This window comes from Brevundimonas sp. UBA7664, assembly GCF_002483305.1.
GTDB lineage: Bacteria > Pseudomonadota > Alphaproteobacteria > Caulobacterales > Caulobacteraceae > Brevundimonas.
The window spans coordinates 1-25,424 of the sequence record NZ_DLHQ01000050.1 but is presented as its reverse complement, the minus strand read 5'-3'; the positions used below and the strand labels follow the sequence as shown (position 1 = coordinate 25,424).

General features: G+C 69.3%; 29 protein-coding genes and 1 tRNA gene. 11 read left to right on the top strand and 19 right to left on the bottom strand.

Going from position 1 to position 25,424, the window contains the following annotated elements; all coding sequences use genetic code 11:
* Positions 1-327 precede the first annotated feature (327 nt).
* Entirely contained in the window at positions 328-1,143 is an 816-nt protein-coding gene (locus tag B2742_RS11790; protein WP_292066482.1) for a ferredoxin--NADP reductase, read from the top strand.
* Complete coding sequence (locus B2742_RS11785) at positions 1,115-1,459, top strand: chorismate mutase (RefSeq protein ID WP_292066480.1); 345 nt, start codon at positions 1,115-1,117, stop codon at positions 1,457-1,459. Before B2742_RS11790 ends, B2742_RS11785 begins: the two co-directional genes overlap by 29 nt.
* On the opposite strand, the gene B2742_RS11780 is transcribed toward B2742_RS11785, so the two are convergent.
* The 3 genes from B2742_RS11780 to B2742_RS11770 are packed head-to-tail and all read right to left on the bottom strand — an operon-like array spanning position 1,456 to position 3,678.
* On the bottom strand, positions 1,456-1,818 hold the full coding sequence (locus tag B2742_RS11780) for a beta/gamma crystallin-related protein (RefSeq protein ID WP_292066478.1): 363 nt from the start codon (positions 1,816-1,818) through the stop codon (positions 1,456-1,458). The genes B2742_RS11785 and B2742_RS11780 overlap by 4 nt on opposite strands.
* 58 nt (positions 1,819-1,876) lie before the next feature.
* On the bottom strand, positions 1,877-2,227 hold the full coding sequence (locus B2742_RS11775) for an Hpt domain-containing protein (RefSeq protein ID WP_292066475.1): 351 nt from the start codon (positions 2,225-2,227) through the stop codon (positions 1,877-1,879).
* Positions 2,227-3,678: an amino acid permease gene (locus B2742_RS11770; protein WP_292066474.1), complete on the bottom strand. Its 1,452-nt coding sequence runs from the start codon at positions 3,676-3,678 to the stop codon at positions 2,227-2,229. The genes B2742_RS11775 and B2742_RS11770 overlap by 1 nt, the downstream gene beginning before the upstream one ends.
* A 198-nt stretch (positions 3,679-3,876) precedes the next feature.
* Between B2742_RS11770 and B2742_RS11765 the strand changes: the two genes are divergently transcribed.
* A tRNA-Lys gene (locus tag B2742_RS11765) sits at positions 3,877-3,952 on the top strand.
* Between the two features lie 23 nt (positions 3,953-3,975).
* On the opposite strand, the gene B2742_RS11760 is transcribed toward B2742_RS11765, so the two are convergent.
* Positions 3,976-4,509 carry a hypothetical protein gene (locus B2742_RS11760; protein ID WP_292066472.1) on the bottom strand — a complete coding sequence of 178 codons (534 nt, stop codon included), beginning with the start codon at positions 4,507-4,509 and terminating at the stop codon, positions 3,976-3,978.
* 96 nt (positions 4,510-4,605) lie between these two features.
* Positions 4,606-5,436, bottom strand: coding sequence for a universal stress protein (locus B2742_RS11755; protein WP_292066470.1), 831 nt, complete (start codon positions 5,434-5,436; stop codon positions 4,606-4,608).
* A gap of 113 nt (positions 5,437-5,549) precedes the next feature.
* Here B2742_RS11755 and B2742_RS11750 point away from each other — a divergent pair, with 113 nt between their 5' ends.
* From B2742_RS11750 to B2742_RS11740, 3 genes are all read left to right on the top strand, one after another.
* A complete protein-coding gene (locus B2742_RS11750) occupies positions 5,550-5,912 on the top strand; it encodes a cytochrome c (protein ID WP_349681129.1) in 363 nt (120 codons plus the stop codon).
* 108 nt (positions 5,913-6,020) lie between these two features.
* On the top strand, positions 6,021-6,881 hold the full coding sequence (locus tag B2742_RS11745; RefSeq protein ID WP_292066468.1) for a universal stress protein: 861 nt from the start codon (positions 6,021-6,023) through the stop codon (positions 6,879-6,881).
* 73 nt (positions 6,882-6,954) lie between these two features.
* Positions 6,955-8,535, top strand: a complete 1,581-nt coding sequence (locus tag B2742_RS11740) for an MBL fold metallo-hydrolase (RefSeq protein ID WP_292066465.1) — start codon at positions 6,955-6,957, stop codon at positions 8,533-8,535.
* Between the two features lie 87 nt (positions 8,536-8,622).
* On the opposite strand, the gene B2742_RS11735 is transcribed toward B2742_RS11740, so the two are convergent.
* The 4 genes from B2742_RS11735 to B2742_RS11720 all read right to left on the bottom strand — a co-directional run bounded on the left by B2742_RS11735 (position 8,623) and on the right by B2742_RS11720 (position 11,360).
* Positions 8,623-9,390 carry an SDR family NAD(P)-dependent oxidoreductase gene (locus B2742_RS11735; protein ID WP_292066462.1) on the bottom strand — a complete coding sequence of 256 codons (768 nt, stop codon included), beginning with the start codon at positions 9,388-9,390 and terminating at the stop codon, positions 8,623-8,625.
* A gap of 4 nt (positions 9,391-9,394) precedes the next feature.
* On the bottom strand, positions 9,395-9,958 hold the full coding sequence (locus tag B2742_RS11730) for a CC0125/CC1285 family lipoprotein (RefSeq protein WP_292066461.1): 564 nt from the start codon (positions 9,956-9,958) through the stop codon (positions 9,395-9,397).
* Between the two features lie 44 nt (positions 9,959-10,002).
* Complete coding sequence (locus tag B2742_RS11725; protein WP_292066458.1) at positions 10,003-10,644, bottom strand: helix-turn-helix domain-containing protein; 642 nt, start codon at positions 10,642-10,644, stop codon at positions 10,003-10,005.
* Positions 10,645-10,775: 131 nt separating this feature from the next.
* Complete coding sequence (locus B2742_RS11720) at positions 10,776-11,360, bottom strand: hypothetical protein (protein ID WP_292066456.1); 585 nt, start codon at positions 11,358-11,360, stop codon at positions 10,776-10,778.
* 118 nt (positions 11,361-11,478) lie between these two features.
* On the opposite strand from B2742_RS11720, the gene B2742_RS11715 reads away from it, so the two are divergent.
* Positions 11,479-11,922 carry a host attachment protein gene (locus B2742_RS11715; RefSeq protein WP_292066454.1) on the top strand — a complete coding sequence of 148 codons (444 nt, stop codon included), beginning with the start codon at positions 11,479-11,481 and terminating at the stop codon, positions 11,920-11,922.
* 18 nt (positions 11,923-11,940) lie between these two features.
* Here B2742_RS11715 and B2742_RS11710 read toward each other — a convergent pair whose 3' ends face one another.
* Both B2742_RS11710 and B2742_RS11705 read right to left on the bottom strand, forming a co-directional pair.
* Complete coding sequence (locus B2742_RS11710) at positions 11,941-12,144, bottom strand: YgaP family membrane protein (RefSeq protein ID WP_292066452.1); 204 nt, start codon at positions 12,142-12,144, stop codon at positions 11,941-11,943.
* Positions 12,141-13,454, bottom strand: coding sequence for an NAD(P)/FAD-dependent oxidoreductase (locus B2742_RS11705; RefSeq protein WP_292066450.1), 1,314 nt, complete (start codon positions 13,452-13,454; stop codon positions 12,141-12,143). Before B2742_RS11705 ends, B2742_RS11710 begins: the two co-directional genes overlap by 4 nt.
* 167 nt (positions 13,455-13,621) lie before the next feature.
* Here B2742_RS11705 and B2742_RS11700 point away from each other — a divergent pair, with 167 nt between their 5' ends.
* The 4 genes from B2742_RS11700 to B2742_RS11685 are packed head-to-tail and all read left to right on the top strand — an operon-like array spanning position 13,622 to position 18,604.
* Positions 13,622-14,656 carry an efflux RND transporter periplasmic adaptor subunit gene (locus B2742_RS11700; RefSeq protein ID WP_292066448.1) on the top strand — a complete coding sequence of 345 codons (1,035 nt, stop codon included), beginning with the start codon at positions 13,622-13,624 and terminating at the stop codon, positions 14,654-14,656.
* Positions 14,653-17,883 (top strand): efflux RND transporter permease subunit, encoded by a 3,231-nt coding sequence (locus B2742_RS11695; RefSeq protein WP_292066446.1) that lies wholly within the window; start codon positions 14,653-14,655, stop codon positions 17,881-17,883. Before B2742_RS11700 ends, B2742_RS11695 begins: the two co-directional genes overlap by 4 nt.
* Positions 17,880-18,224 carry an ArsR/SmtB family transcription factor gene (locus B2742_RS11690; protein ID WP_292066445.1) on the top strand — a complete coding sequence of 115 codons (345 nt, stop codon included), beginning with the start codon at positions 17,880-17,882 and terminating at the stop codon, positions 18,222-18,224. The genes B2742_RS11695 and B2742_RS11690 overlap by 4 nt, the downstream gene beginning before the upstream one ends.
* Positions 18,221-18,604, top strand: coding sequence for a DUF302 domain-containing protein (locus B2742_RS11685; protein WP_292066443.1), 384 nt, complete (start codon positions 18,221-18,223; stop codon positions 18,602-18,604). Before B2742_RS11690 ends, B2742_RS11685 begins: the two co-directional genes overlap by 4 nt.
* Before the next feature lie 19 nt (positions 18,605-18,623).
* Here B2742_RS11685 and ccoS read toward each other — a convergent pair whose 3' ends face one another.
* From ccoS to B2742_RS11645, 8 genes are all read right to left on the bottom strand, one after another.
* Positions 18,624-18,788 carry a cbb3-type cytochrome oxidase assembly protein CcoS gene (ccoS, locus tag B2742_RS11680; RefSeq protein WP_292066441.1) on the bottom strand — a complete coding sequence of 55 codons (165 nt, stop codon included), beginning with the start codon at positions 18,786-18,788 and terminating at the stop codon, positions 18,624-18,626.
* Positions 18,785-20,923: a heavy metal translocating P-type ATPase gene (locus tag B2742_RS11675; RefSeq protein ID WP_292066616.1), complete on the bottom strand. Its 2,139-nt coding sequence runs from the start codon at positions 20,921-20,923 to the stop codon at positions 18,785-18,787. Before B2742_RS11675 ends, ccoS begins: the two co-directional genes overlap by 4 nt.
* A 26-nt stretch (positions 20,924-20,949) precedes the next feature.
* Positions 20,950-21,438: a FixH family protein gene (locus tag B2742_RS11670; protein ID WP_292066438.1), complete on the bottom strand. Its 489-nt coding sequence runs from the start codon at positions 21,436-21,438 to the stop codon at positions 20,950-20,952.
* On the bottom strand, positions 21,435-22,925 hold the full coding sequence (ccoG, locus tag B2742_RS11665) for a cytochrome c oxidase accessory protein CcoG (protein WP_292066436.1): 1,491 nt from the start codon (positions 22,923-22,925) through the stop codon (positions 21,435-21,437). Before ccoG ends, B2742_RS11670 begins: the two co-directional genes overlap by 4 nt.
* The gene (ccoP, locus tag B2742_RS11660) at positions 22,922-23,824 is read right to left on the bottom strand and encodes a cytochrome-c oxidase, cbb3-type subunit III (RefSeq protein ID WP_292066613.1); all 903 of its coding nucleotides are present in this window, start codon (positions 23,822-23,824) and stop codon (positions 22,922-22,924) included. Before ccoP ends, ccoG begins: the two co-directional genes overlap by 4 nt.
* The gene (locus B2742_RS11655; protein WP_292066434.1) at positions 23,817-23,990 is read right to left on the bottom strand and encodes a cbb3-type cytochrome c oxidase subunit 3; all 174 of its coding nucleotides are present in this window, start codon (positions 23,988-23,990) and stop codon (positions 23,817-23,819) included. The genes ccoP and B2742_RS11655 overlap by 8 nt, the downstream gene beginning before the upstream one ends.
* Entirely contained in the window at positions 23,987-24,724 is a 738-nt protein-coding gene (ccoO, locus tag B2742_RS11650; protein WP_292066432.1) for a cytochrome-c oxidase, cbb3-type subunit II, read from the bottom strand. The genes B2742_RS11655 and ccoO overlap by 4 nt, the downstream gene beginning before the upstream one ends.
* 10 nt (positions 24,725-24,734) lie before the next feature.
* On the bottom strand, positions 24,735-25,424 hold a 690-nt coding region (locus B2742_RS11645; protein WP_292066429.1), incomplete at its 5' end, for a cbb3-type cytochrome c oxidase subunit I.

The following is a 25,424-nucleotide window of genomic DNA, read 5'->3' as shown; positions in this document are numbered from 1 at the left end:
CGCACAGTCGAGCCACCCTGCGGCAGATCGCCGCCAGACCCGCCCGCCGAAGCGGATGCCGATGCCGTGATGGGTTTCGAACCGTCAAAAATCCTGCCCCTGTGGCCGTTGTACATAGAGACACATCGATACGTCAGCTTCGGTCGCAGGCGACGGAATGGTGGGCGCAGGAGGTCGGGACAGGGGGCGGGATGACACGGTCAGGGGTCGGAAGGGGCGCGATGATCAGGGGCGAGAAGACAGCATCGGGGCGGACGCTCGCCGAGCCTGTCCGGCGCGACACGGCATCCCTTCCCCCCTCGCCCCTCACCCCCTAAGAAGCGCGCAATGACCGACGTCGCCGCCTCTCCGCCGCCCGCGAAAGCCTCGGCCTTCCATGAACTGGAAGTGCTGTGGGTTCGCCACTGGACCGACCAGCTGTTCAGCTTCGCCATCGCCCGCCCCGAGGATTTCCGGTTTCGCTCGGGCGAGTTCGTCATGCTCGGCCTGCCGGGAGAAGACGGCGGCAAGCCCATCCTGCGCGCCTATTCCATCGCCAGCCCGGGCTGGGACGAGCAGCTGGAGTTCCTGTCGATCAAGGTCCCCGACGGCCCCCTGACCTCGCGCCTGCAGAAGATCCAGCCGGGCGATACGGTGCTGATGGGCAAGAAGCCGACCGGCACCCTGGTGCTGGACGCCCTGACCGGTGGCGAACGGTTGTGGCTGATCGGGACCGGCACCGGCCTGGCGCCCTGGCTCAGCGTGGCGCGCGATCCCGACACCTACAGCCGGTTCGGCCATGTCGTGGTCTGCCACACGGTGCGCCACGAGGCCGACCTGACCTACCGCGACTTCCTCACCTCGGGCATCCATGACGACCCCCTGATCGGCGAGGAGGCCAAGGCGCAGCTGACCTACTATCCCACCGTCACCCGCGAGCCGTTCGAACACGCCGGCCGGATCACCGACCGGATCAAGTCCGGGGCCCTGTTCGACGATCTGGGTCTGCCGCACGGCTTCTCGCCCGAGCGCGACCGGGTCATGCTGTGCGGCTCCATGGCCATGATCAAGGAAACCGCCGAACTGCTCGAAACCTTCGGCATGAAGGAAGGTTCGAACGCCGAGCCGGGCGACTATGTGCTGGAGCGCGCCTTTGTCGGATAACGTCACCATCGATCCGCGCACCGCGCCGGAAGCCTGCGGCTCCATGGCCGAGGTGCGCCAGGGCGTGGATGCGCTGGACCGCGCCCTGGTCACCCTGCTGGCCGAACGCCAGCGCTACATGGACGCCGCCGCCCGCATCAAGCCGGACCGGTCCGTCGTCCATGACGACGCCCGCATCGAGGACGTTGTGGCCAAGGTGCTGGCCGCCGCCGGCCCGGCCGGCCTGTCGCCGGACATCGCCGAGCCGGTCTGGCGGCTGCTGATCGACCGCTGCATCGCCCATGAGTTCGCGGCGTTCGACCGCGAACGGGGTTAGTTGCGGCTGGTGTCGTCCGGCGCCACCGGGCGCACGGAGCGTATGTTCCGCAAGCCGATATCGCGGTTCAGGCTCAACGCCCAGCCATCCACGACCCGGCACTCGCCGCGGAAATTGTGCTGATCGCAGACTTCCCAGCTTCCGCCCGAGGCCCGCAGGCTGGCGGTCCGGCCCGAGAGATTGCCTTCGCTTTCGACGATCAGGACACTGTTTCCCTGAAGACCCGACTGCTCATACAGGGTCAGGGTGGAGGGGGTTTGACCGGGGATCCAGTTGGGATTGCCGAGCGCCCGATCCTGGGACACGGCCGGGGTCGCAACAAACAGGATGGTCGCTGCAATCGCGGAAAGCGTCAGCATGTCTACCTCCATGGCCCGTGGTGAGCGTTGAAAGGATGCGCCCGACATCTCAAAGTTGTCAACGCAGTGATCTGAGCAACAATTCGTGACGATAGGCGGCGACGTCCGCGAGCGCGATCTCCAGGGCGTCGCGCACCCGCTCCAGCAACGGCGGCGCCGCGGCCTTCTCCGCCGTCTCGGCCGTCTGGCAGGCCGCCGCCAGGGCGCCCGCGCCGATGCCCGCGGCCGCCCCCCGGATGGTGTGCACGCCGTCGCGCCAGCCGTCCTCGCGCACGTCCAGCAGCGGCGACCACATCGCGGCCTGCTGGACGAACAGGCCCAGCACCTCCTCGGTGATGCCGTCGTCGCCGCCGGTCATCCGCTCCAGCACGGTGAAGTCGACCGCGCCGGAGAGGTCGCGCAACGCCATCAGCCGGCGGTCTCCTCGCCCTTGGCCAGGCGCGAGTTCCAGGCCGACCAGCCGAAATAGAGGACGAGGCCGATGGCGTTCCAGATCACGAACCACATCTGGGTCGAGGCGCGCAGGCTAAAGAAGAAGACGATGCAGCCGATGATGGTGATCGCTCCGACCAGCCACCACAGCGGCGCCTTGAAGACGCGCGGGCGGTGCGGGTCGCGGATGCGCAGCACGATCAGGCAGACGCCGACCGCCGCGAAAGCCGCCAGCGTTCCGGCATTGGCCAGCGAGGCCAGCTCGTCCAGCCGCATGACGCCGGCGAGGCCCGCCACCACGATGGCGGTGAAGATGGTCACCACCGCCGGCACGCCGCGCGCCGACACCTTGGCCAGTTTGCGCGGCAGCAGGCCGTCGCGGGCCATGCCGAGGAAGATGCGGCTCTGGCCGAACAGGAAGGCCAGCAGCACGGTCGGCAGTGCGACAACGGCCGAGACGGCGATCCACTGCGCCGCCGTCCCCTGCCCCATCTCGCGCAGGATCAGCGCCAGCGGCTCGGGGCTTTCGGCAAAACTGGCGACCGGGCGGGCGCCGATGGCGGCGGCGGCGACGACCAGATACAGGGCGGTGCAGACGACCATGGAGCCGACGATGCCGATGGCCAGATCGCGCTCGGGCCGCTTGGTTTCCTCGGCCGCCGTCGAGATGGCGTCGAAGCCGTAGAAGGCGAAGAAGATGATCGCCGCCGCCGCCATGACCCCGGTCTGGACCACGGGCTGGCCGGTGATCTGTTCCGCGAACGGCAGGGCCGGGGATCCGAACCCGTTGGGCATGAAGGGGGTGAAGTTGGCGGCGTCGAAGGCCGGCAGGGCGATGGCCACGAAGGCGATCAGGGCCACAATCTTGATGACCACGAGCACGGCGTTCAGCGTGGCGCTCTCGCGCGTGCCGAGCAGCAGCAGACCCGTCACCACGGCGATGATGAACACCGCCGGCAGGTTGATCAGACCGCCCTCGACGTGCGGTCCCGCCGCCAGCATGGCGGGCAGCTCCACGCCCATCCCGGCGAGGAAGCCGGTCGCATAGCCGGACCAGCCGACCGCCACCGCCGACACCACCAGGGAGTATTCGAGGATCAGGCTCCAGCCGACGATCCAGGCGATCAACTCGCCCAGCACGGCATAGGAATAGGTGTAGGCGCTGCCCGCCGCCGGCATCATCGTCGACAGTTCGGCATAGGCCAGGGCGGCGCAGGCGCAGACCAGACCCGCAAGGGCGAAGCTGATCATCACCGCCGGCCCGGCCAGGCCGGCGCCGACCCCGATCAGGGTCAGGATGCCAGTGCCGACGATGGCCCCGACGCCCAGGGCCATCAGATGCGGCCAGCCCAGCGTCTTCTTCAACGCCGGCCCGTCGTGCGGGGCCAGCATGGCGTCGATCGAGCGCCGGCGGTTCCAGAAAGCCATGTTGTTCGTCCCCCCGCCGCACCCCCGCGGCTGATTCCGAACGAGCTTATCCGGTCCTGCGACAAACCGAAACGGAGCGCCAAATCTCCTTGCACGCGACAATCATTCCCATTAGGAACGCCCCCTCGCCGACGCCGGTCCTGACCGGCGCGGCCGGGACGGCGTGACCCTCGCGAGGCTTCGCCAGACGCATGGTCCGGGTGATTAGCTCAGTTGGTAGAGCAGCTGACTCTTAATCAGCGGGTCGTAGGTTCGAACCCTACATCACCCACCATCGTCCTTCCCTGAAATCGGAAACTAGCGGCCCAGGTTCAGCCGCCATCGCCGGTCGACGGTTCGCGTCAGGCCGCAGAGCTGCAGAAACCCGATGACGTCGGGCCTGTGGCCGTCCACCGCGTCCGTATCCACCAACAGGGGGATCACCGACCAGGTCTCCGGAAACTTCATCACACGAACGTCGGGGCTCGCTCGCAGATGCGGGCAGTGGAGAAGCGACCGGTCGACGCAGCGCCTGTGCAGCGGGGCGATCGAGCCGGCGTCGAGCAACACCGTGTCACCGTCGATCGCCGTCGCGATCGCTATCCCGCGTGACCTCAGAACGCCCGCGGCGACGAGCTTCGCCACCTCGGTCCAGCGATCCCCCGGCGCGGTCGGCTCGCCGCACATGGGACACAGCATCCGGACGACCGAGAGACGTTGCCGGACCATGTGGTTCTTTGAGTATTGCGGCTTGCCGCAGCCCGCGTCCTGGATCTGGCCGATCGCGAGACGGCCGCGGACGCTCGGGCACGGTCCGACGCCCACGATGGCTTCGCCCGTCCAGCTGGTCACCCAGGGCACATCGTGCCCGACCTTCAGCGCAGATCGCGTCTCGACCATTCTCCTCAGTGCGCCTGCAATCCGGCGTCTGTCGATAGCCCGGGGTCTCTAGTGGGAGAGGCAGAGGCAGATCGGGCTGTCGCTGATGAGGTCGCGGGTCACGCCGCCGAGCGCCCATTCCCGCAGGCGGCTATGCCCATAGCCCCCCGCCACGATCAGGCCCGCGCTTCGCGCGAGGGCTTCGTCGAGGACCTGACGCCCGGCGGAGGCCTCGGTCGGGGCCACGACCACGGGCTCGGCGGCGACCCCGTGTCGGGCCAGAAAGCGCACGATGTCGGACAGTTCGTCGCCGGCGGCTTCGATGTCATCGGGGGCGCGGATCGCATAGATCGTGACGCCCCTGGCCCGCCGCAGCAGCGGAAGCGCCGCGGACAAGGCCAGGCGGGCTTCCCGGCAGTCCTTCCACGCGACCAGGGCGGGCTCGCCGACCGGATTGCGCAGGCGGGTCGGCGGGGTGACCAGCACGGGCCGTCCGCTGCCCATCAGGACGTCGGCCACATCCGGGGCGTGCCAGGGCGCCCGCGCATTGCGGCCGCCGAGGATGACCAGGTCCACCGCCCGCGCTTCGCGGGAACACACCTCGCCCGGAAACCCGATCTGGCCTCGCCAGTCGGTCTCGACGTCGCGCGCGCGCGTGATGTCGGCGAACCGCTCGGCGGCGCGCTTCACCTCGGCCTCCGCCATGTCGCGATAGAGAGCCAGCAACTCGCCGACCATGGCCCCGCCGCCCAGCGGATCATACAGCGGCGGCGCGATGGAACCGGTGCAGAGGCCGGTCAGATGAGCGTTGAAGGCATTGGCGAGGTCACAGGCCAGTTCGAGGCGGCTGTCGCTCTCGGGGCCGTCATCGACGGCGACAAGAAGGCTGGCGTAGGTCATGGCTGTCTCCGTCTGTGGAGAAAGAGAACGGCGCCCGATCGTCCTCCGCCTTGATCAGGATCAACGCCCCGCCTTCACCAACACCCCAGTCTGGGCCGCCCTGGAGATGCACGATGTTCCTACCTCGCCTCGCTGCCGCCCTCGCGCTGAGCTGCGCCGCCTGCGCCAGCCCGGAGCCCCTGTCCACGACGATATCGACCCGTCCCGACACAATGGAGCAGGCGGCCGTGCGGGGCCGGCAGCTCGCGACCGGGGCCTGCGCGAGCTGCCATGCGGTGGGCGCTGTCGGTGACAGTCCGATGGCCGCAGCCACGCCGTTTCGCGAGATTGTTCACCGCCGCCCGCTCGATCAGCTCGAGGAGGCCTTCGCCGAAGGCCTGGTCACCAGCCACCCGGCGATGCCGGCCTATGTCTTTCGCGCCAGCGAGATCGACGACCTGGTCGCCTATCTGGAAACCGTGAAGGTCGAGCCCTAGGCGCCGCCCTTTTCGGTCTGGCCGCTCGCGCGCTTTTTCCGATCCCTTGATGCGGATCAAGTGCGGGCTCGCGCCGGTGGCTCATGGTTTGCTCGAAGGAGATCGACCATGAGCCTGAAACGCATCCTTGCCCTGGCCTCCGGCGGCGCCGGCGACCCGGCCGCCCTGGCCTTCGCCGCTTGGCTGGCGGGTCAGCACGACGCCGTGGCCGACATCGTTCCCGTCTATCCCGACTCCGCGGTCGATATGGTCACCCTCGGTCTGGCGCTCGGCGCAACGCTTCCTCGGGATGCCGTCGAGGAACTGGCGGAGGCCGAGCGAACCATGCAGGCGCGCGTGGAGACCGCCGCCCAGCAGGCGGCGAAGGCGGCGGACCTCGTCTTTGGAGCCGGCCAGGGCGCGCCCCGGATGTCGGTGCTCTCACGCGGGCTGCGGCCGGCGCTCGCCCTGTCCCGCCATTCGGCCCTGGCCGACCTGGTCGTGATCGCCCAGGCGGGGCTCCAGGACGCACTCATCGAGGACCTTCTGAACCAGTCCCTGCTCGCGGATCGCGCGCCGGTGCTGATCGCCCGCGGCGACCCCGACGGGCTGGCCGGGCCGGCCGCGATCGCCTGGGACGGGAGCCCCCAGGCCGGCCGCGCGGTTCGCGCCGCCCTGCCCCTGCTCGCGATGGCCAGCGCCATCCATGTTCTTCAGTGCGTCACCGGGCTCGATCAGCGCGCCGCCGACCCCGACATCGACCTGCTCAACGCCTATCTCAAGCTCCATGGCGTCGGCGCAGGCGTGGCGATGCTGGTGGAAGGCGAGGATGAGGGCGCGGCCCTGATGGCGGCGGCGGAAGGCAAGCAGGCCGGTCTGCTCGTCGCGGGGGCCTGGGGACATTCGCGGCTTCGCGAAACCGTCTTCGGCGGCGCCACGCGGAGTTTCCTGCGCGGGAAAGACGGCCCCAGTCTGCTGCTGGCGCACTGAATCGCGCCCCTGACGACGGCCCCGGCGACAACGCGCCCGGGCGGTCCATTTCGCTCTTCAAAGGAACCGCGCCGTGAATGCTGAACTGACCTTCCACGGGGCCGCCGAGTGCGTCACCGGTTCCTGCATGCTGCTGGAAGCCGCCGGACGCCGCATCCTGATCGACTGCGGCATGTTCCAAGGGCCCAAGACCCTCAAGGCGCTCAACTACGAACCCTTCCCCTTCTCGCCCGCGTCGCTGGACGCGGTGCTGCTGACCCATGCCCATATCGACCATTCGGGCCTGCTCCCGAAGCTGGTCAGGGCCGGCTATCGAGGGCCGATCTTCACGACGCGAGGCACCCGGGACCTGTGCGAGGTCATGCTGGCGGACTCCGCGGGAATCCAGGAAAGCGAGGTGCGACACCTCAACCGGCGTAACGCCCAGCGGGGCCTTGGGCCGGTGGAGCCGATCTACACATCCACGGATGTCGATCACACCCTGCGGCTGATGGAGCGGGTCAAGTTCGGCGAGCCGACGCCCATCATCGGGGGCCTGCAGGCGACGTGGTGGCCGGCGGGTCACCTGCTGGGCGCGGCCTCGATCCAGATACAGATCGGCGATGGGACCGATGGTCTGAACCTGCTGTTCTCGGGTGACCTTGGTTCGGGGCGGCAGCCGTTCCTGCCGCATCCCGACGGCCCCGTCGGCGTCGATCATGTGATCCTCGAGAGCACCTATGGCGATCGCGAGCGCATGGATCTGGAGCTGTCTGCCCGACGCCGCGCGCTGGCGGAAGAACTGCGTCTGGCGCGGGCGGCGGGCGGCCCGCTGCTGCTGCCGAGCTTCGCCGTCGGGCGGGCCCAGGAACTGATCCTCGACCTGCTGGCGGTGATGGAGGCGGAGCCGGACCTGACCGCCGACATCTTCCTCGATTCGCCGCTCGCCATCGAGGCGACGGAGGTCTTCCTGCGCCGCGGCTGGAACCAGGACACCGGCGAGAACCCGTTCGAGCCGCTGCGGCAAGCCACGCGCCTGCATCACCTGATGCGTCCGCAGGAAAGCGATCGGCTCGAGCGGCTGACCGGATGGCACATCATCCTGGCCGGCAGCGGCATGTGCGACGCCGGACGCATCCGCCGCCACCTCAAACGCCTGCTGTGGCGCAAGGAGGTGACCGTCCTGATGACCGGCTTCATGGCCGCCGGCACCCTGGGCCGCATGCTGGTCGAGGGCCGCTCCGCGGTTCGCATCCAGGGCGAGGAGGTCCGGGTCGGCGCACGCATTCGCAACCTCGACTGCTACTCCGGTCATGGCGACGCGACCGATCTGGTCGCCTGGCTCAAGGCAAGAAGCCCTGTCGCGGGGTCGGTGCTGCTCAACCACGGCGAACCGGGCGCGCTGGCGGTCTTGGCGACCCGGCTGGCGGATGAGGGATACCGGCCGGCGACCGCCCTGCTGGACCAGACCTACCGCCTTACCCGGACATCGGCGGAGCCGCTGCCCTCCACGGGCGCGCGGCTGGCTCCGGGACAGGCCACCCGGCCGGACTGGCACAATGATCGCTCGGCCTTCCTCGTGGCGCTGAACGAGAGGCTCCAGGCGCTTCCGAACGACGAGGCGAGAGCCCGGCTGGTCGAGAGGCTGAGCGGCGCCCTGGAGTCCGGGCGATGACAAATCCCTTCATGGCGCTGATGACATCGAACGCCCCCGTCAGGGGGGCGCGGACCGGGTGCGCCGGATCGCCGCCTCGAACAGGAATCAGCGGGCGGTGTAGCCGCCGTCGATGACGAGCTCGGAGCCGGTGACGAATTTCGCTTCGTCCGAGGCGAGATAGACCGCGCCCCAGGCGATGTCGTCCGGCTCGCCCATATGGCCGAGCGGATGCAGGGCGGCGGTCGCCTTGCGGCCCTCTTCCAGATCGCCCTGGCTCGACAGATGGGTTTCCACCATCGGCGTCCAGATGAAGCCGGGATGGATCGAATTCACCCGGATTCGGTCGGGCGCATAGATCAGGGCGTCGGTCTTGGACATCAGCCGCACCGCTCCCTTCGAGGCGTGATACGGCGGCACGTCCGGTCCGCCCACCAGCCCGTAGATCGACGACAGGTTGATGATCGATCCGCCCCCGGCCTGCTTGAGGTGGGGGATGGCGTGTTTGGTGCAGAAGAAGACGCCCTTCACATTGATCGCCTGGACGTGGTCCCATTCCGCCTCGGTGATCTCGTGCGTGGGCTTGTTGACCCCGGCCACGCCGGCGTTGTTGACGAGGATATCGAGGCGGCCGAAATGTTCGACCACCTCGAGCATCACGGATTTCACCTCGCGCTCGCTCGACACATCGCAATGCCACCAGGCGACGGAGAGGCCCCGCTCCCTGAGCGTCTGCACCAGCTCCAGCCCCTCGGCGTCGCGGACGTCGAGCAGCGCGACGGATGCGCCCTCCTCCGCCATGCGGATCGCGGTGGCGCGGCCCAGGCCCACGGCGGCGCCGGTGATCACGGCGACCTTGTCGATCAGGCGGTTCATGGCGTCAGGACTCCGGTCGCACAATGCGGGCTTCGAGCGAGGCCTTGACCGCCCGTGCATCGAAGGCGCGCGCATCGTCGGCGGGCTTTGTCCCGCGGCGCATCACCACTTCGGCGACGGCCTCATAGGTGGTGACACGACTGACATCGAACGCGGGCTCCTGACCGTGGCGGTCCCATGAGCGCCAGCCGGCGCGGCCCCCGTAGGCATAGCGCCAGTGCGGCTCCCAGCCCGGTCCCCACGCCCCGATCGGCTCACGCCCGACCAGAGTGACGTGCTCCTCCGTGTCGCGCTCCACCGCATGGAACCAGTCGTAGCCGTTCTGCAGCGTGAGCTCCGCCGCCCGGTACAGAAGATAGGTCTCGACCGTCTCGCGGGAGGTGAGGCTGTTGCCGGCGAAGACAATGCGCCAGCGGTCCCGCTCGACCTGAAGCTCATGGTAGCCGTCGGTGTGGGCGGGATCGGTCAGTGACGCGGGATGGTAGGGCGTCGGGGTGGCGCAGCTGCCGAGGACGGCGGCGCCCGCAAGGGCGACGATGACGGACGCGACTCGAGTGGCTCGGGTCATGGAGGCTCTCCTTCAATCGTGCTGGCGCGACATGCGCGCGAAGATCAGGCGGCGGCCAGGTCCGACAAGGCTCCGAGCCGCCGGATGCGGTATCTGCGGGCTCCGATGAACTCGACGACGCCCTCTGCCTGAAGCCGGCCCAGCATCCGGGAGATCGTCTCGATGGTGAGCCCTAGATAATCCGCCATGTCCTGGCGGCTCATCGGCAGGGCGACAATCTCGCCCCGGAATCGCTCGGCGATGTCGAGCAGGAAGCGGGCGACCCTCTCGCAGGCCGTCGCCCGGCCCAGCAGCAGCATGTGGGATTGCGTGCGGCCCAGTTCGGTGGCGGTCGCCTGCCAGATCATGCGCCCGAGGTGGCCTGCGTCGTAGGCCGCGGAGCCGGAGCGGCGGATGGCGAGGACCTCGCAATCGCCGAGGGCTTCAGCCGAGAACCTGTGGGTGGGGGTCATCGCAACCCCGAGCACATCACCCTCGTAGTAGAAGTCGCCGATCTGACGGCGACCGTCGGCCAGCAGATGGCTGGTCCGGACCGCGCCGCGGACGAGGCGGTAGATCAGGTCGGCGTCCTCGTCCTGGGCGTAGATCTCTTCGCCCTGGCGGAAGGTCAGGCGGGCGGCGCCGGCCCATTCGTCGGCGCCGCCGGGCGCGCTGACGAATGTCTGTTGAAGCAGGGTCGGCGTCACATCGGCCTCCTCGTCTTGACGAAGACAGGGATAGGCCAGCGCGACCCTTGTGGTTATTCGGGAACGATCCCTAAGCGTCCTTCCCTACGGATTGATACGTAGGCCCTGCATCGGTCGGGACGCCTGCGCGCTCAGTCAGACGCCTGGGAAGCCGGACGGGAGGCTGTCCAGGTCAGGAGCACCAGCACCAGGCCGCTGCTGATCAGGGCCATTCCAACGAGGGGGCCCCAGCCCGACGCCGCGCCCGCGAACGTACGCCCTGTCACGGCGATCGCGGCGACGGCGGACGCGAGGGCAGAGGCGAAGAGCCAGCGCCAGACGCCTGCGGGACGAAGCTTGAGGGCCAGCGCCAGCTGGATGCCGCCATCAACGACCAGGGTGGAGATCGCCAGGATCACGACCGCAAAGGCGCCGGTCCGCGGACTGTAGAACAGAAGGGTCCCGAAGGCCGCCGCTACAGCGCCGGCGATCAGGAGGCCCCTGAGCCGTCGCCCGCCGAGCAGCAGGAGCAGCCATATCGACAGTATGGTGACGCCTGCCACCCAGAGCACCCAGCCCGAGGTTCCGCCCAGCACAATCCCCGTCGGGCCGGGGGCCACGGCGACCACGGCGCCGACCAGAATAAACGCCAGCGCAGCGAAGAACACGGGCTGAGGCCGGGCGCTGATGTCGCTGATCAGTCCGTCAGACCAGTGAGGCAGGGCGCGAGTCGTCATGAACGTCCTCCTGAAGATTGCGTCTTGTCGTTCACCGCGACGAGCCCTGCCTTGATGTCGATCAATGCGGGGATCGCCCCCGCCGGCATTCTCCACGACAGGCTCCGAGGAGGAATGAATGGAAATCATGGGACCAAGCCTGATCGTGGTCGCCGACGGACGGCAGGCCCGGCTGTTTGAGGAGCGGCGCCGTGGAGGCCCCTTGACCGACGTCACCGCCCAGCTCGGCGATCTGTCGCACCATCGGCCCGAGGCTTCCGGCGGACGGGGCGGGACCCATGACCGGTTCGGCCCGGCGTCCCACACGGGCGACGGACCGACGCCGCAGGACCGGCGCGAGGCTGATTTCGTCGGCCTTGTGGGCGTCCGGGCGGCGGAGATCATGCGCCGGGGCGGCTATCAGGATGTGGTCCTGATCGCGGCGCCGCGCGCGCTCGGCCAGCTGCGGCGCGCTCTGGCGCAAGCCGGCGTCGAGGCCGCCCACACGGAGCCCCATGATCGTGTGTCCGAGAGCGCGGCGTCGCTTCGGACCCGACTGCGCGAGCTCCGTCTCGGGGACTGAAGGCCGCGCCGGCCCGGCCTAACGGAACGCGGGGCCGGGCCGCACGCCGAGCCGCCGGAACAGCATGGCGGCCGGGCAGAAGCGGGTGATCGAGGCCTGCAGCAGGTTCAGGCCGACGAAGACCGTCAGCCACATCCACGCCGGATCCACCCAGTGGGTCAGCGCCAAGCTGACCAGCACCATGAAGCCGGCGAACATCATGACGGCGCGATCGAGGCTCATGCCTTCGGCTCCTGACTGGGCGTGGACGTGGGGGTACGGCGCACCTTGTGGGCGCCGATCAGGTCGAGGGCCAGTTTCTCATAGAGCGGCTCGGCCTGGCCCTTGCGGACCTTGTGGAGGAAATAGCCCTCGAAGGCGACCTTGGCGGCGTGCACCCAGCGGCCGCTGGCGGACCAGTTGATGTTACGCGGCGGGATCTGCGGCTGGGCCATGAAGGCCACGCCGCCGTCGCCGAAATCGGCCAGGCAGATGGCGTTCCAGCTCGCCTCGAAGCTCGGCGCCTCGCCGTCGAGGATCTGCTTCAGATTGGCCGAGATGGCCGAGACCATGCTCTCGATCATGAAGCCGGTCTTGGGCACGCCCACGGGCACCGGCGTGGGACCGGTCGGCGGGATGGCGATGCAGACGCCGAGGGCGAAGATGTCGGGCCAGGTCGGATTGCGCTGGTGCTTGTCGACGAGGATGAAGCCGCGCGGATTGGTCAGGCCCTCGACCCCGCGCACCGCCTCGACCCCGCGGAAGGCGGGCAGCATCATGGAATAGGCGAAGGGCAGGTCGTGGTTCGCCTTGACGGCGCCGTCCTCGCCGACCTCCTCGACATGCATCATGCCGGCGTCGACGCTCTTCACCCTGGCGTTGGTGATCCATTTGATGTGCCGCTGACGCATCTCGCTTTCCAGCAGCCCCTTGGTGTCGCCGACCCCGTCGAGGCCGAGGTGGCCGATGTAGGGTTCCGAGGTGACGAAGGTCATCGGCACCTTGTCGCGCACCTTGCGGCGGCGCAGCTCGGTGTCGAGGATCATGGCGAACTCGTAGGCGGGGCCGAAGCAGGACGCGCCCTGGACGGCGCCCACGACGATGGGGCCGGGGTTCTTCACGAACTCATCGAAGGAGGCGGCCGCCTTCACGGCATGGTCGACATGGCAGATCGAGACGGTGTGGCCGTCCGGGCCGAGGCCGGGGATCTCGTCGAAGGCCAGCTCGGGGCCCGTGGCGATGACCAGATAGTCGTAGTGCAGGGCGCGGCCGTCGGCCAGGTCGATGCCCTTTTCCGCGGGCCGGATGCGGCTGGCGCCGACATTGATGAACTCCACGCCCTTGCGCTTCATCACCTCGGGCAGGCTGACCTCGATGGCCTCGCGCTTGCGCCAGCTCACCGCCACCCAGGGGTTGGAGGGGGTGAAGTGAAAGGTGTCGCCCTTCGACACCATGACGATCCGCGCCCGGTCGCCGAGCGCGTGGCGGATGTCATAGGCGGCGATGGCGCCGCCCAGGCCTGCGCCGATGATGACGATGGTGGGCCGGTTCATGGGGATTTCCTTCCCGGAACGAATTCGATGCCCGATCCTGCGCCGCCCGGAGCCATGCGCCTTGATCCGTATCAAGGTTCACGATCGGCGTGGGGAGGACAGTGCCTCAGGCTTGCATTGATATTAGCATCGTCTAATATTAGCGCAAGCTTACATAAGGACGCCCGATGACAAAGCCCCCGGCCCTGTTCGCCGCCCTCGCCGCCACGATCCTGATGGCCGGCGGCCTGTCGGCCTGCGGCGGAGAGCCCGAGGTGGTGGCGACCGCGCCTGCGCGGGGGGAACGCCTGACGGTGACCGAGGCCCTGATCGACGCGGTCAAGCCGGCCTCGGCCATGGTCGCCCCGCGCGATCTCGGCGACGCCCGGGCCCGCATTCCCGGCACGCTGACGCAGTTGAACGTGCGCGAAGGCGACACCGTGCGTCAGGGCCAGGTCATCGGCGTGGTGGTCGACAACCGGGTCGGGCTCGAGACGGCGGCCTATGGCGCCCAGGTCGCGGCCGCCGAGGCCGAGGCCGGGCGCGCCCGGGCCGACCTGTCGCGCATCCAGACCCTGTTCGATCGAGGCATCTACGCCCAGGCGCGGCTCGACCAGGCCCTCGCCGCCTCCCACGCCGCGGAGGCCCAGGTCCGGGCGGCCCGCGCCGTCCGCGCGGCCAGCGCCGAGACCGGAGCCCAAGGCCGGATTCTGGCCCCGACCTCCGGCCGCGTCCTCGCCGCCGACGTGCCCGCCGGTTCGGTGGTCAGCGCCGGCCAGTCGGTCGCGACCATCACCGCCGGCCCGCTGGTCCTGAGGCTGGAGCTGCCCGAGGCCCAGGGCCGCAACCTGCGGGTCGGCCAGAGCGTCGTGGTCTCTTCCGAGGACCTGCCCGGTGTCAGCGCCGGGACCATCGCCCAGGTCTATCCGGCCTCGACCGCCGGCCAGACCACCGCCGATATCTCCGTCGCCGGCCTCAGCAGCGACCGGGTGGGCCAACGGGTCACCGTCCAGGTTTCCGTCGGGCAGCGGCGCGCGCTCGTCATCCCCCGCCGGGTCGTCGCCACCCGCTTCGGCATCGACTTCGTCCGCACCGTCGATCGGGCCGGACGCGTCAGCGAGGCGCCAGTCCAGCTCGGCGGCCCCGTCAGCGGGGACCGGGTCGAGGTGCTGTCGGGTCTCGCCGCCGGCGATGTCGTTCTCGCGCCGGAGACGGCCCGATGAACCTCGGCCTGTCCGGACGGCTGACGAAGGCCACGCTGAATTCGCCCCTGACCCCCCTGATGCTGCTGGCGGCCATCGCCGTCGGCCTGATGGCGCTACTGTCGATCCCCCGTGAGGAGGAGCCGCAGATCAGCGTGCCCATGGTCGACATCATGGTGGCGGCGCCCGGGCTGAGCGCCTCGGACGCCACCGAGCTGGCGGCCAAGCCGCTGGAAGCCATCGTCCGCAGCATCGACGGCGTCGAGCACGTCTACACCCAGGTGCTGGACGACCAGGTCATGGTCACCGCCCGGTTCGTGGTCGGTTCCGACCCCGACGACGCGGCGGTCCGCGTGCACGAAAAGGTGCGCGCCAACTACGGCGCCATCCCCGTCGGCGTGTCCGAGCCACAGATCGTCACCCGCGGCATCAATGACGTGCCCGCCGTGGTCCTGACCCTGACGCCGCGCGCCGACGCCGCCGGGCGCTGGAGCGACCAGGCTCTCTATGACGTGGCCGCCCGCCTGCGCACCGAGATCGGCAAGGTCGAGGACGTCGGCCTGACCTTCATCGTCGGCGGGCGACCGTCCGAGATCCGGGTCGAGCCCGATCCGGCTCGCATGGCCGCGCGCGGCGTGGCCCTGTCCTCGGTGCTGGAGACCGTCGCCCAGGCCAATCGCAGCTTTCCCGCCGGCGCCTTCCGCGACCAAGGCCAGAGCGTCGCCCTGCGTTCCGGCGAGCGGCTGACCACGCCCGACGACGCCTCCCTGCTGACCGTCCGGTCGATGGCCGGCGAGTCCGTCTATCTGCGCGACGTGGCGACCATCGTCCAAGCGCCGCGCGAGGACCAGGCCCGCGCCGCCCACTACGCCCGCGCCGGCGACGGCTGGAGCCGGACCCCGGCCGTCAGCCTGGCCGTGGCCAAGCGCCAGGGCGCCAACGCCGTGGTCGTTTCCCACGGCGTCATGCAGCGCGTCGAGGCGCTCAAGGGCACGCTGATCCCGGACGGACTGGAGGTCGTGGTCACCCGCGACTATGGCGAGATGGCCAATGAGAAGGCCAATGAGCTGCTGATGCACCTCGGCCTCGCGACATTCTCGATCGTCATCCTGATCGGCTTCGCCATCGGCTGGCGCGAGGCGGGCGTGACGGCGGTGGTGATCCCGACGACCATCCTGCTGACCCTCTTCGCCTCCAATCTGATGGGTTACACCATCAACCGGGTCAGCCTGTTCGCCCTGATCTTCTCGATCGGCATCCTCGTCGACGACGCCATCGTGATGATCGAGAACATCGCCCGACACTGGGCCATGAACGACGGCCGCAGCCGCGCCCAGGCCACCGTCGAGGCCGTGGCCGAGGTCGGCAATCCGACCGTCGTCGCCACCCTGACCGTGGTCGCCGCCCTGCTGCCCATGCTGTTCGTCTCGGGCCTGATGGGGCCGTATATGGCGCCGATCCCGGTCAACGCCTCGGCGGCCATGGTCTTCTCCTTCTTCGTCGCCGTGGTCATCGCGCCCTGGCTGATGATCCGCCTGGCCCGCAAGACCCTGGCCGGCGGCCACGGGCATGAGCACGGCGAGGGGATGCTGGGCCGCCTGTACCGCAAGGTGGCGACGCCGGTGATCCGCAGCCGTCGCAGCGCCTGGACCTTCCTGATCGTCGTCGGCCTCGCCACCCTGCTGTCGATGTCGATGTTCGGCTTCCGGGCCGTGCCGGTGAAGCTGCTGCCGTTCGACAACAAGTCCGAGCTGCAGGTCGTGCTGGACATGCCCGAGGGGACCAGCCTCGAGACCACGGAACGCACCCTGGCCGGCGCCGCCGCCGTGGCGGGGACCCTGGCCGAGGTGGAGTCGCTGGAGAGCTATGCCGGGACCGCCGCACCGTTCAATTTCAATGGCCTGGTGCGCCACTATTTCCTGCGCGCGGGGGCCGAACAGGGCGACCTGGCGGTCAAGCTGGCGCACAAGGAACACCGCAAACGCAGCAGCCACGCCATCGCCCTCGACCTGCGACGGCGTCTAGCCGATCTGCCGTTGCCGGCGGGATCGTCGATCAAGGTGGTCGAGGCCCCGCCGGGGCCGCCGGTGCTGGCGACCCTGCTGGCCGAGGTCTACGGACCCGATCCCGCGACGCGCCGCGCCGTGGCCGCCGAGCTGGAGACCCTGTTCCGGGCCGAGCCCTCGGTGGTCGACGTCGACAACAGCTACGGCGTCCGCCGCCCGGTCCTGCGCCTGATCCCGGACCGCGAGAAGATCGAGCGCTTCGGCCTGTCCGAACGCGAGGTGCACGACTCCATCGCCGCCGTCATGGGCGGACAGGTGCTCGGCTACGCCGCCCGGGACGACGAACGCACCCCGGTCGAGATCGCCGTCCGTCTGCCCCAGTCGGCCCGGACGTGGAACGAGCAGATGGCCGTCATGCCGGTGGCGGTGACCACGATCGACGGCGGTCGGCGACTGGTGGAACTGGGCGAGGTGGTCGAGGCCCGCACCGAACTGGCCGGCTGGCCCGTCTATCGCCGCGACGGCCGCGCCGCCGAAATGGTCACCGCCGAACTGGCCGGCCAGTTCGAGGCCCCGATCTACGGCATCCTCGCCATCGACGCCGCGATCAAGGCCCACGACTGGAAAGACCTGCCGCGTCCCGAAGTCAGGCTCAACGGCCAGCCGACGGACGAGACCGTCCCGACCGTGCTGTGGGACGGCGAGTGGGAGATCACCTGGGTGACCTTCCGCGACATGGGCGCCGCCTTCGGCGTGGCCCTGCTGGGGATCTATGTTCTGGTCGTCGCCCAGTTCAAGGATTTCCGCATCCCGCTGGTGATCCTGACGCCCATTCCGCTGACGCTGATCGGGATCGTCATCGGCCACATGCTGTTTGGCGCGCCGTTCACCGCCACCTCGATGATCGGCTTCATCGCCCTGGCCGGGATCATCGTGCGAAACTCGATCCTGCTGGTCGATTTCATCCGGCATGCGCGAACGCCGGGGCGGCCGCTGCGTGAGGTGCTGCTGGAGGCCGGGGCCATCCGCTTCAAGCCGATCCTGCTGACCGCGCTGGCGGCCATGATCGGCGCGGCGGTGATCCTGTTCGATCCGATCTTCCAGGGTCTGGCCATTTCCCTGCTGTTCGGCCTTATCTCCTCGACGATTCTGACCGTGCTGGTGATCCCGGCCATCTATATCGCGTTGAAGGACGACGGCCGGCCGCTGGCCGCGCCCGCACCAGCGGAAGAGACGCCATGACCGACGCCTTGCCCCTGCCGAACCCCGCCGCCCTCGCCGAGCTCGAGGCCAGCGCCGCGCCCGCCGCGCGTCTGTTGCGGCTGTTCGCCAACGAGCAACGGCTGATGCTGATGTGCCGGCTCAGCGAGGGGGAGTGTGCGGTCGGCGAGCTGGCCGGCTATGCGGGCCTGTCGCAGTCGGCCTGTTCCCAGCACCTCGCCCGCCTGCGCGACGCCGGGGTCATCGCGCCGCGGCGCGAGGCCCAGACCATCTATTACGGCATTTCCGATCCGGCCGCGGCGCGCCTTATCGCCCTGCTCTGCGACATCTACCGCGACAAACCCGAGGACCAGACGTCATGACCTATTTTCATGCCCGCACCATCGAAGGCGACTTCGAGGCGGTCGTCGAGCGCACCCGCGCGGCGCTGCAGAAACATGGATTCGGCGTCCTCACCGAGATCGATGTCCAGGCCACGCTGAAGGCGAAGATCGGCGAGGACTTCCGCCCCTACCGCATCCTCGGCGCCTGCAACCCGGTCATGGCGCATGAGGCCCTGAAGATGGAGCCCCACGTCGGCGTCATGCTGCCCTGCAACGTCGTCGTCCAGCACACCGGGGCCGGCGTCGAGGTCTTCGCCGTCGATCCCGCCGCCTCGATGGCGGCCATCGACAATGCCGGACTGCTTGAGCACGCGCGGACGGTGGGCGAGCACCTGCGCGCGGCGGTCGACGAAATCTGAAACGGCCTGGCCGACGGCCTCAGGGCGCGGGCTTGTCTGACTCCGCGTCGTCCTCGATCAGGATCCGCGCCGCCGACCCTTCGATATCGTCGTACTGGCCGGAGCGCAGGGTCCAGACGAAGGCTCCCACGGCGATCAGGCCCAGAACCACCGAGAACGGCGCCAGCAGGAAGATAACGTTCATCGTCCACCCCTCACCCGAAGCGCATTGAGCGTAACGACCAGCGAAGAGCCGGACATCGCCAGGGCCGCGACGAACGGATTGACGAAGCCGAGCATGGCGGCCGGCGCGGCGACCAGGTTGTAGAGGGCGGCGAAACCGAAATTCTCCAGGGCGCGCCGGCGGGCCGAACGGGCTGTGTCGATGGCCTCGACCACCGCCATCAGTGCGTCCCGGGTGAGCACCAGGTCGGCGGCGTTCTGGCTGGCCTCGAGCGCCGACCCCGGCGCGATGGCGGCGTGGGCCCGGGCCAGGGCGGCGGTGTCGTTCAGCCCGTCGCCGACCATCAGCACCTTGCGGCCCGCGGCGGCGAGGCGATCGATCGCCTCGGCCTTCTCCTGCGGCAGCATGCCGGCCTTCCAGCTGGACACCCCGACCGCGTCCGCCGCCGCGCCCACCGCCCCGACCTGATCGCCGGACAGGATCTCCACCGTGATCCCCCGCATCACCAGCGCCGCGACCGTGGCGGCGGCGTCCGGCCTGACGACATCCGAGAACTGCAGCCGGACCTTGGTCTCTCCGTCGAAGCCGAACCACAGTTCCGTTTCGCCCGAGCGCAGGGTCGGCGCGCCGACGAACCCCGCCCGGCCGAGGCGGGCGCGCCGCCCGTCGATCAGCCCTTCCACCCCCAGGCCGGCGTGTTCGACCACTTCGGCGGCGATCGGCCCCTCGCCGGCCGCACGGGCGACGGCGCGGGCCATCGGATGGCTCGAGGCGCGGGCCAGCGGGGCCGCCATGGCGATGACGGCGGGCGACGCGCCCACCAGCGTCGGTCGGCCGCCGGTCAGCACGCCGGTCTTGTCGAAGACCACATGGTCGATCTCGGCCAGCCGCTCCAGCGCGGCCCCGGACTTGACCAGCACGCCGCGGCGAAACAGCCGGGCCGAGGCCACGACCTGCACGGCGGGAACGGCGAGGCCGAGGGCGCAGGGGCAGGTGACGATCAGCACCGCGACCGCCCGGATCAGGGCTTCCCGAGGATCCAGACCCAGGGCCCAGCCGCCGGCGAAGGTCGCCAGCGCCGCCGCATGCACTACCGGCACATAGAGGGCGGCCGCGCGATCGGCGAGGCGGACATAGCGCGAGCGCGACTGGGCGCCGGCCTCGACCAGTCGGGCGATGGCCGCCAGCGTGGAGTCCTCCGACCGGGCGCTGGCGCGCAGGGTCAGCAGGCCGGCGGTGTTGACCGCCCCGGCGCGGCACAGCCCGCCCGGCAGGACCCGCTCCGGCACGCTCTCTCCGGTCAGAAGGCTGTTGTCGAGCAGCGCCTCGCCCTGCTCAAGCGTCGAATCGACCGGGATCCGGTCGCCGGGCCGCACGCGAAGGATGTCGCCCGGCTGGATGTCGCCCAGCGGAACCGAGCGTTCGACCCCCCGCGCGTCCACGACACAGGCGGCGGGCGCCTGCAGGGCCAGCAGATCGCCGGCGGCGCTGCGCGCCTTGGCTCGCAGCACATGGTCGAGCCACCGCCCGATCAGCAGCAGGAACAGCAGTGAGACGGCGGCGTCGAAATAGGCGTCGCGGCCGTTCAGGATGGTCTCGGAGAAGCTGATCGCCAGCGTCAGGATCACCCCGATCGAAATCGGCACGTCCATATTGGCCCGCCCCGCGCGCAGGGACCGCCAGGCCGACTGGAAGAAGGGCATGCCGGCGAAGATGGCGCAGGGCGCGCCCACGGCGGCCGACATCCACATCATCATCGAGCGGGTCGCGGGCCCGAGCTCCTGGTCGAACAGCCCGGCCCAGATCGGGACCGAGAACATCATGGCGTTCATGGCCCCGAAGCCCGCCACGGCCAGGGCGAGGATCAGCCGCCGTCCCTCGCGGTCGCGCTGGACCAGGGCGGCGCCGGGGTCGAACGGCGTGGCCGGATAGCCCAGCTTGTCCAGCGCCGAGATGATCCGCGCCGGGTCGACCCTGTCGCTGTCCAGGCCGACGGCGAGCCGGCCGGTCGACAGGTTCAGACGGACCGACTCGACGCCGGGCAGACGCAAGACTTCCCGCTCGATCTTGGAAATGCACCCGGCGCAACGAGCCCCCGTGACCAGCAGGTCGAGACGGGCGCGGCCGTCTTCCTGCCGGCGCAGGAAGGCCGACATGTCCGGCCCGGTCGCCGCCTCGAAGGTCACGGCCACGTCAGCCTCCGCTCGGCGATGAAGCTGCGGCCGGTGCTGTCCGTCGCCTCGATCCGGGCGTCCCAGACGCCGGACAGGGCGCGGTCGGCGCCGTAGCGGCCGGGGGCCTCTTCCTTGAGGGCGACCACGGCCCGGCCCTGTTCCGTCGCCGGGCGCTGGAGCGTGGCCGACACCTTGAGCCCGGTCAGCGGTCGGCCCTCGCGGTCCTGCATCAGCACGTTCAGGCCATTCGCACGAGCCTCGGCCCCCGCCCGCCAGCCCAGCGCATCCTGGACGCGGAGCCGCTCCAGCTCGGCATTGTAGATCAACCCCGCCTCATACGGGCGCGGCGCGACCTGGCCGGGATGGGTGCGGTAGGCCATCACCAGGAAGGCCGCGTCGACGCTGATCACCAGGGCGAAGAAGGCGACCACCCCCGCCGCGACGTGCCACCCCTTGACGGCGAACGGCGGCTTTGAGGGTTTGCTCGGGACGGTCATTGGGTCTGGCTCCCGTACTCAAAGGCGGTCGGAACGGTCGTCGTCTTCCCGCCCGAGCGGATTTCGAAGGCCGCGTCCCGGCTGCCGTCGCCGACCTGATCGGCCGGGGCGGTGACGAAGATGCGCATCGATGTGACGCGGTTCGGCTCGACCTCGACGCGCAGCGGATCGGCGCCCGGCTGGCCGGGGATCCTCAGTGTCGCCCCGGGCACGCCGGCGTAGCGGATCTCCAGATTGGCGGTGTCGAACCCGTGGTTGGCGATCTTCAGGGTGTAGCCATTGCGCACCGCGCCGTCGCTCAGCCGGATATAGGCGGGGTTGCGGTCCCGCAGGGCATGGACGCCCAGCTGCTCGCGCGTGCTGAAGCCCCAGATCATCAGACCCCCGACCACCGCCAGAGCGATGCCGTAGTAAAGGGTGCGCGGCCGCACCAGCTTGTGCTCCGGCTTCTGACCGCAGCTTCGCGCCGCGACGGCCGCGTCGGTGTCATAGGCGATCAGCCCGCGCGGCCGGCCGACCTTGTCCATGACCTCGTTGCAGGCGTCGATGCACAGGCCGCAGTTGATGCACTCCAGCTGGGCCCCGTTGCGGATGTCGATCCCCATGGGGCAGACCACGACACACTGGTTGCAGTCGATGCAGTCGCCGCGACCGTCCCAGGACTCGGTCTTCTTGTGCGGCCCGCGCGGCTCGCCGCGGTCGTAGCGGTAGGTGACCTGGAACGACTGGTCGTCCAGCATCGCCCCCTGGATGCGCGGCCACGGGCACATGTAGGTGCAGACCTGCTCGCGCATGTGGCCGGCGAAAATGTAGGTGGTGAAGGTCAGGATGGCGCACGAGACATAGGCCGTCATCGGCGCGGTCCCGACCCAGAAGGTGCGGATCAGATCGGGCGCGTCGTGGAAATAGAAGATCCACGCCCCGCCGGTGCCGAAGGCGACGCCGATCCAGACCAGATGCTTGCCGGTCTTGCGCCACAGCTTGTTGAACGACGCCGGCGCCGCGTCGAGCCGCATGCGCGCGTTGCGGTCGCCCTCGAACATCCGCTCGATATAGATGTAGAGGTCGGTCCACACCGTCTGCGGGCAGGCGTAGCCGCACCACAGCCGACCGAACAGGGCGGTCACAAGGAACAGGGCCAGGGCCGCGGCCACCAGCAGGCCGGTGATGAAATACACCTCCTGCGGCCACAGCTGGATCATGAAGAAGTAGAAGCGGCCGCCGTCGAAATCGACCAGCACCGCCTGGTCGGGCAAGGCGCCCGGCCGGTCCCAGCGGATCCAGGGCGTGATGTAGTAGATCGCCAGCATGGCGATCAGCAGCGCCCATTTCAGCCACCGCCAACGGCCGTGAACCAGCTTGGGGTAGATCGGCACGCGGGGCTGGTAGAGGCCCTTGGGCCGGGCCTTCTCGCGCTGCTGCTCGGCGACGGAGACCGGACCCGTCGTCGCCGGGCGTTCGCGGGTCCGGTCGATGATGATGGTCATGGCGTGGCGGTTTCACCCGCAACGGAGGAGGCCTCGCCGCCGCCGGCGTTGACGTGGACATAGACGGCCAGGGCCTTGATCACCGCGGGCGAGAACCGGCCCTCCCAGGTCGGCATGACCCCGTTGCGCCCGTTGTGAATCTGGGTCCGGATGGAGTCACGGTCAGAGCCGTACAGCCATTCCCGGTCGGTCAGGTTGGGCGCGCCGAGCGTCCGATCGCCCACGCCCGTCGGCGTATGGCAGGCCGCGCAGTTGTCGGCATACAGCTGCCGCGCGCGCCCGACGGCGGCGACGTCCGCCTCGCGGCCGGACAGGGCCACGACATATTCCGTCAGATCGGAGACCTGGCCGGCGTCGAGCATGCCGTCGCGCCCGAACGCCGGCATCTGCGATGTCCGCGTTTCCGGGTGGGCCGCGCGGACGCCGACGCGGATCGTGTGCTCGATCTCGGCCAGCGAACCGCCCCACAGCCAGACGTCGTCGCGCAGGTTGGGGTAGCCCTTGGCCCCGCCGCCGCCGGCGCCGTGACAGGTGGCGCAGTTGTCGCCGAAGACCGACTGGCCGACCGCGAGGGCATGGGCCTGCAGGTCGGGATTCGCCTCGATCTGATCCAGCGACGCCGACATCAGCAGGGTCTCGCCCTGGCCGCGCTGGGCCTGGAGGGCGGCCAGATCCCTGACCAGATCGGCGCGATCAGACTGTTTCAGCACGCCGGGCGTGTAGCCATTCAGACCCGGCCACGCCGGCATCAGCACCCAGTAGACGATGGCGACGACGATCGAGCCGTAGAAGATCCACAGCCACCAGCGCGGCAGCGGATTGTCCAGCTCCTTGATGCCGTCCCACTCGTGTCCGGTCGTTTCGGTGCCGGAGTGTTCGTCGCGCTCGCGGTCAGACATGCTCATCCTCGTCCTTGTCGAGCGGCAGGTGGGAAAGGCGGCGGAAGGCCTCGCGGTGCTTCGGCCACAGGGCGTAGATCAGCCCGGCGATGAAGACGGTGCCGAAGTAGAGGGTGCCGCCCTGCTGGGCGAACCGCGCCACGGTTTCGTAGTCGAGCCCGCTCATCGCATGTTGTCCGGATCTTCGGCCTGGTAGGTCCGGAAATCGACCTGGGTGCCGAGTTGCTGCAGATAGGCGATCAGGGCATCCATCTTGGTCAGACGCGTGGGATCGCCGTCGAAATCACCCTGGGCGATCCGCGGGCCGTAGCGGCGCCGCAAATCCGAGGTCTCGCTCGCGTACGGATCGACCTGGGCGTTCAGATCCGCCTCGGCGTTCTCGATCTGCTCGGCCGTATAGGGCACGCCCACGGCCAGCATCGCCCGCAGCTTGGCCTTGATGGCGTGCTGGTCCAGGTCCTGATTGGCCAGGAAGCGGTAGGGAGGCATGTTGGACTCGGGCACCACGGCGCGCGGGTCGGTCAGGTGTTCGACATGCCAGTCGTTCGAATATTTGCCGCCGACCCGCGCCAGGTCCGGGCCGGTGCGCTTGGAGCCCCACTGGAACGGGTGGTCGTACATGCTCTCGGCGGCGAGACTGTAGTGGCCGTAGCGTTCGACCTCGTCACGCAGCGGGCGGACCATCTGCGAGTGACAGCCGTAGCAGCCCTCGCCGATGTAGATGTCCCGCCCGGCCAGTTCGAGCGGGGTATAGGGACGGACGCCCTCGACCTCCTCGATGGTGCTCTCGACCCAGAACAGCGGGGCGATCTCGACGATGCCGCCGATGGACACCACGATGGTGATGCCGATGACCAGCCAGAGCGAATGCCGCTCGAACCTGTGATGTTGCTTCCACATGGTCTGATCCTCACTCGGCCGGAAGGAGTTGCGGCTCGATCGTGGTCGCCGGCACGTTCGCGGAAGAGCGCGAGGACGGCATGCGGATCGTTCGCCACAGGTTGTAGGACATGATGAGCGTGCCGCTCAGGAACATCAGGCCGCCGACGGTGCGGATGACGTTCTGGATATGCTTGGCGGACACCGTCTCGATGAAGCTGTTCGCGAGGAAGCCGTCGGGCGTGTACTCGCGCCACATCAGGCCCTCCATGATGCCGGAGACCCACATCGCGGTGATGTAGAGAACGATGCCGGTCGTCGCGATCCAGAAATGCCACTCGACCAGGGCGTTGGAGTACAGCCGGTCCTTCTTCCACAGCCACGGAACCATGCAGTAGATCGCGCCGAAGCTGATGAAGCCGACCCAGCCCAGGGCGCCGGAGTGGACGTGGCCGATGGTCCAGTCGGTGTAGTGCGACAGGGCGTTGACCGTCCGGATGGACATCAGCGGACCCTCGAAGGTCGACATGCCGTAGAAGGCGATGGCCACGACCATCATGCGCACCACCGGGTCGGTGCGAAGCTTGTCCCACGCCCCCGACAGGGTCATCAGGCCGTTGATCATCCCGCCCCAGGACGGCATCCACAGCATGATCGAGAAGGTCATGCCGAGGGTCTGCGCCCACTGCGGCAGGGCCGTGTAGTGCAGGTGGTGCGGGCC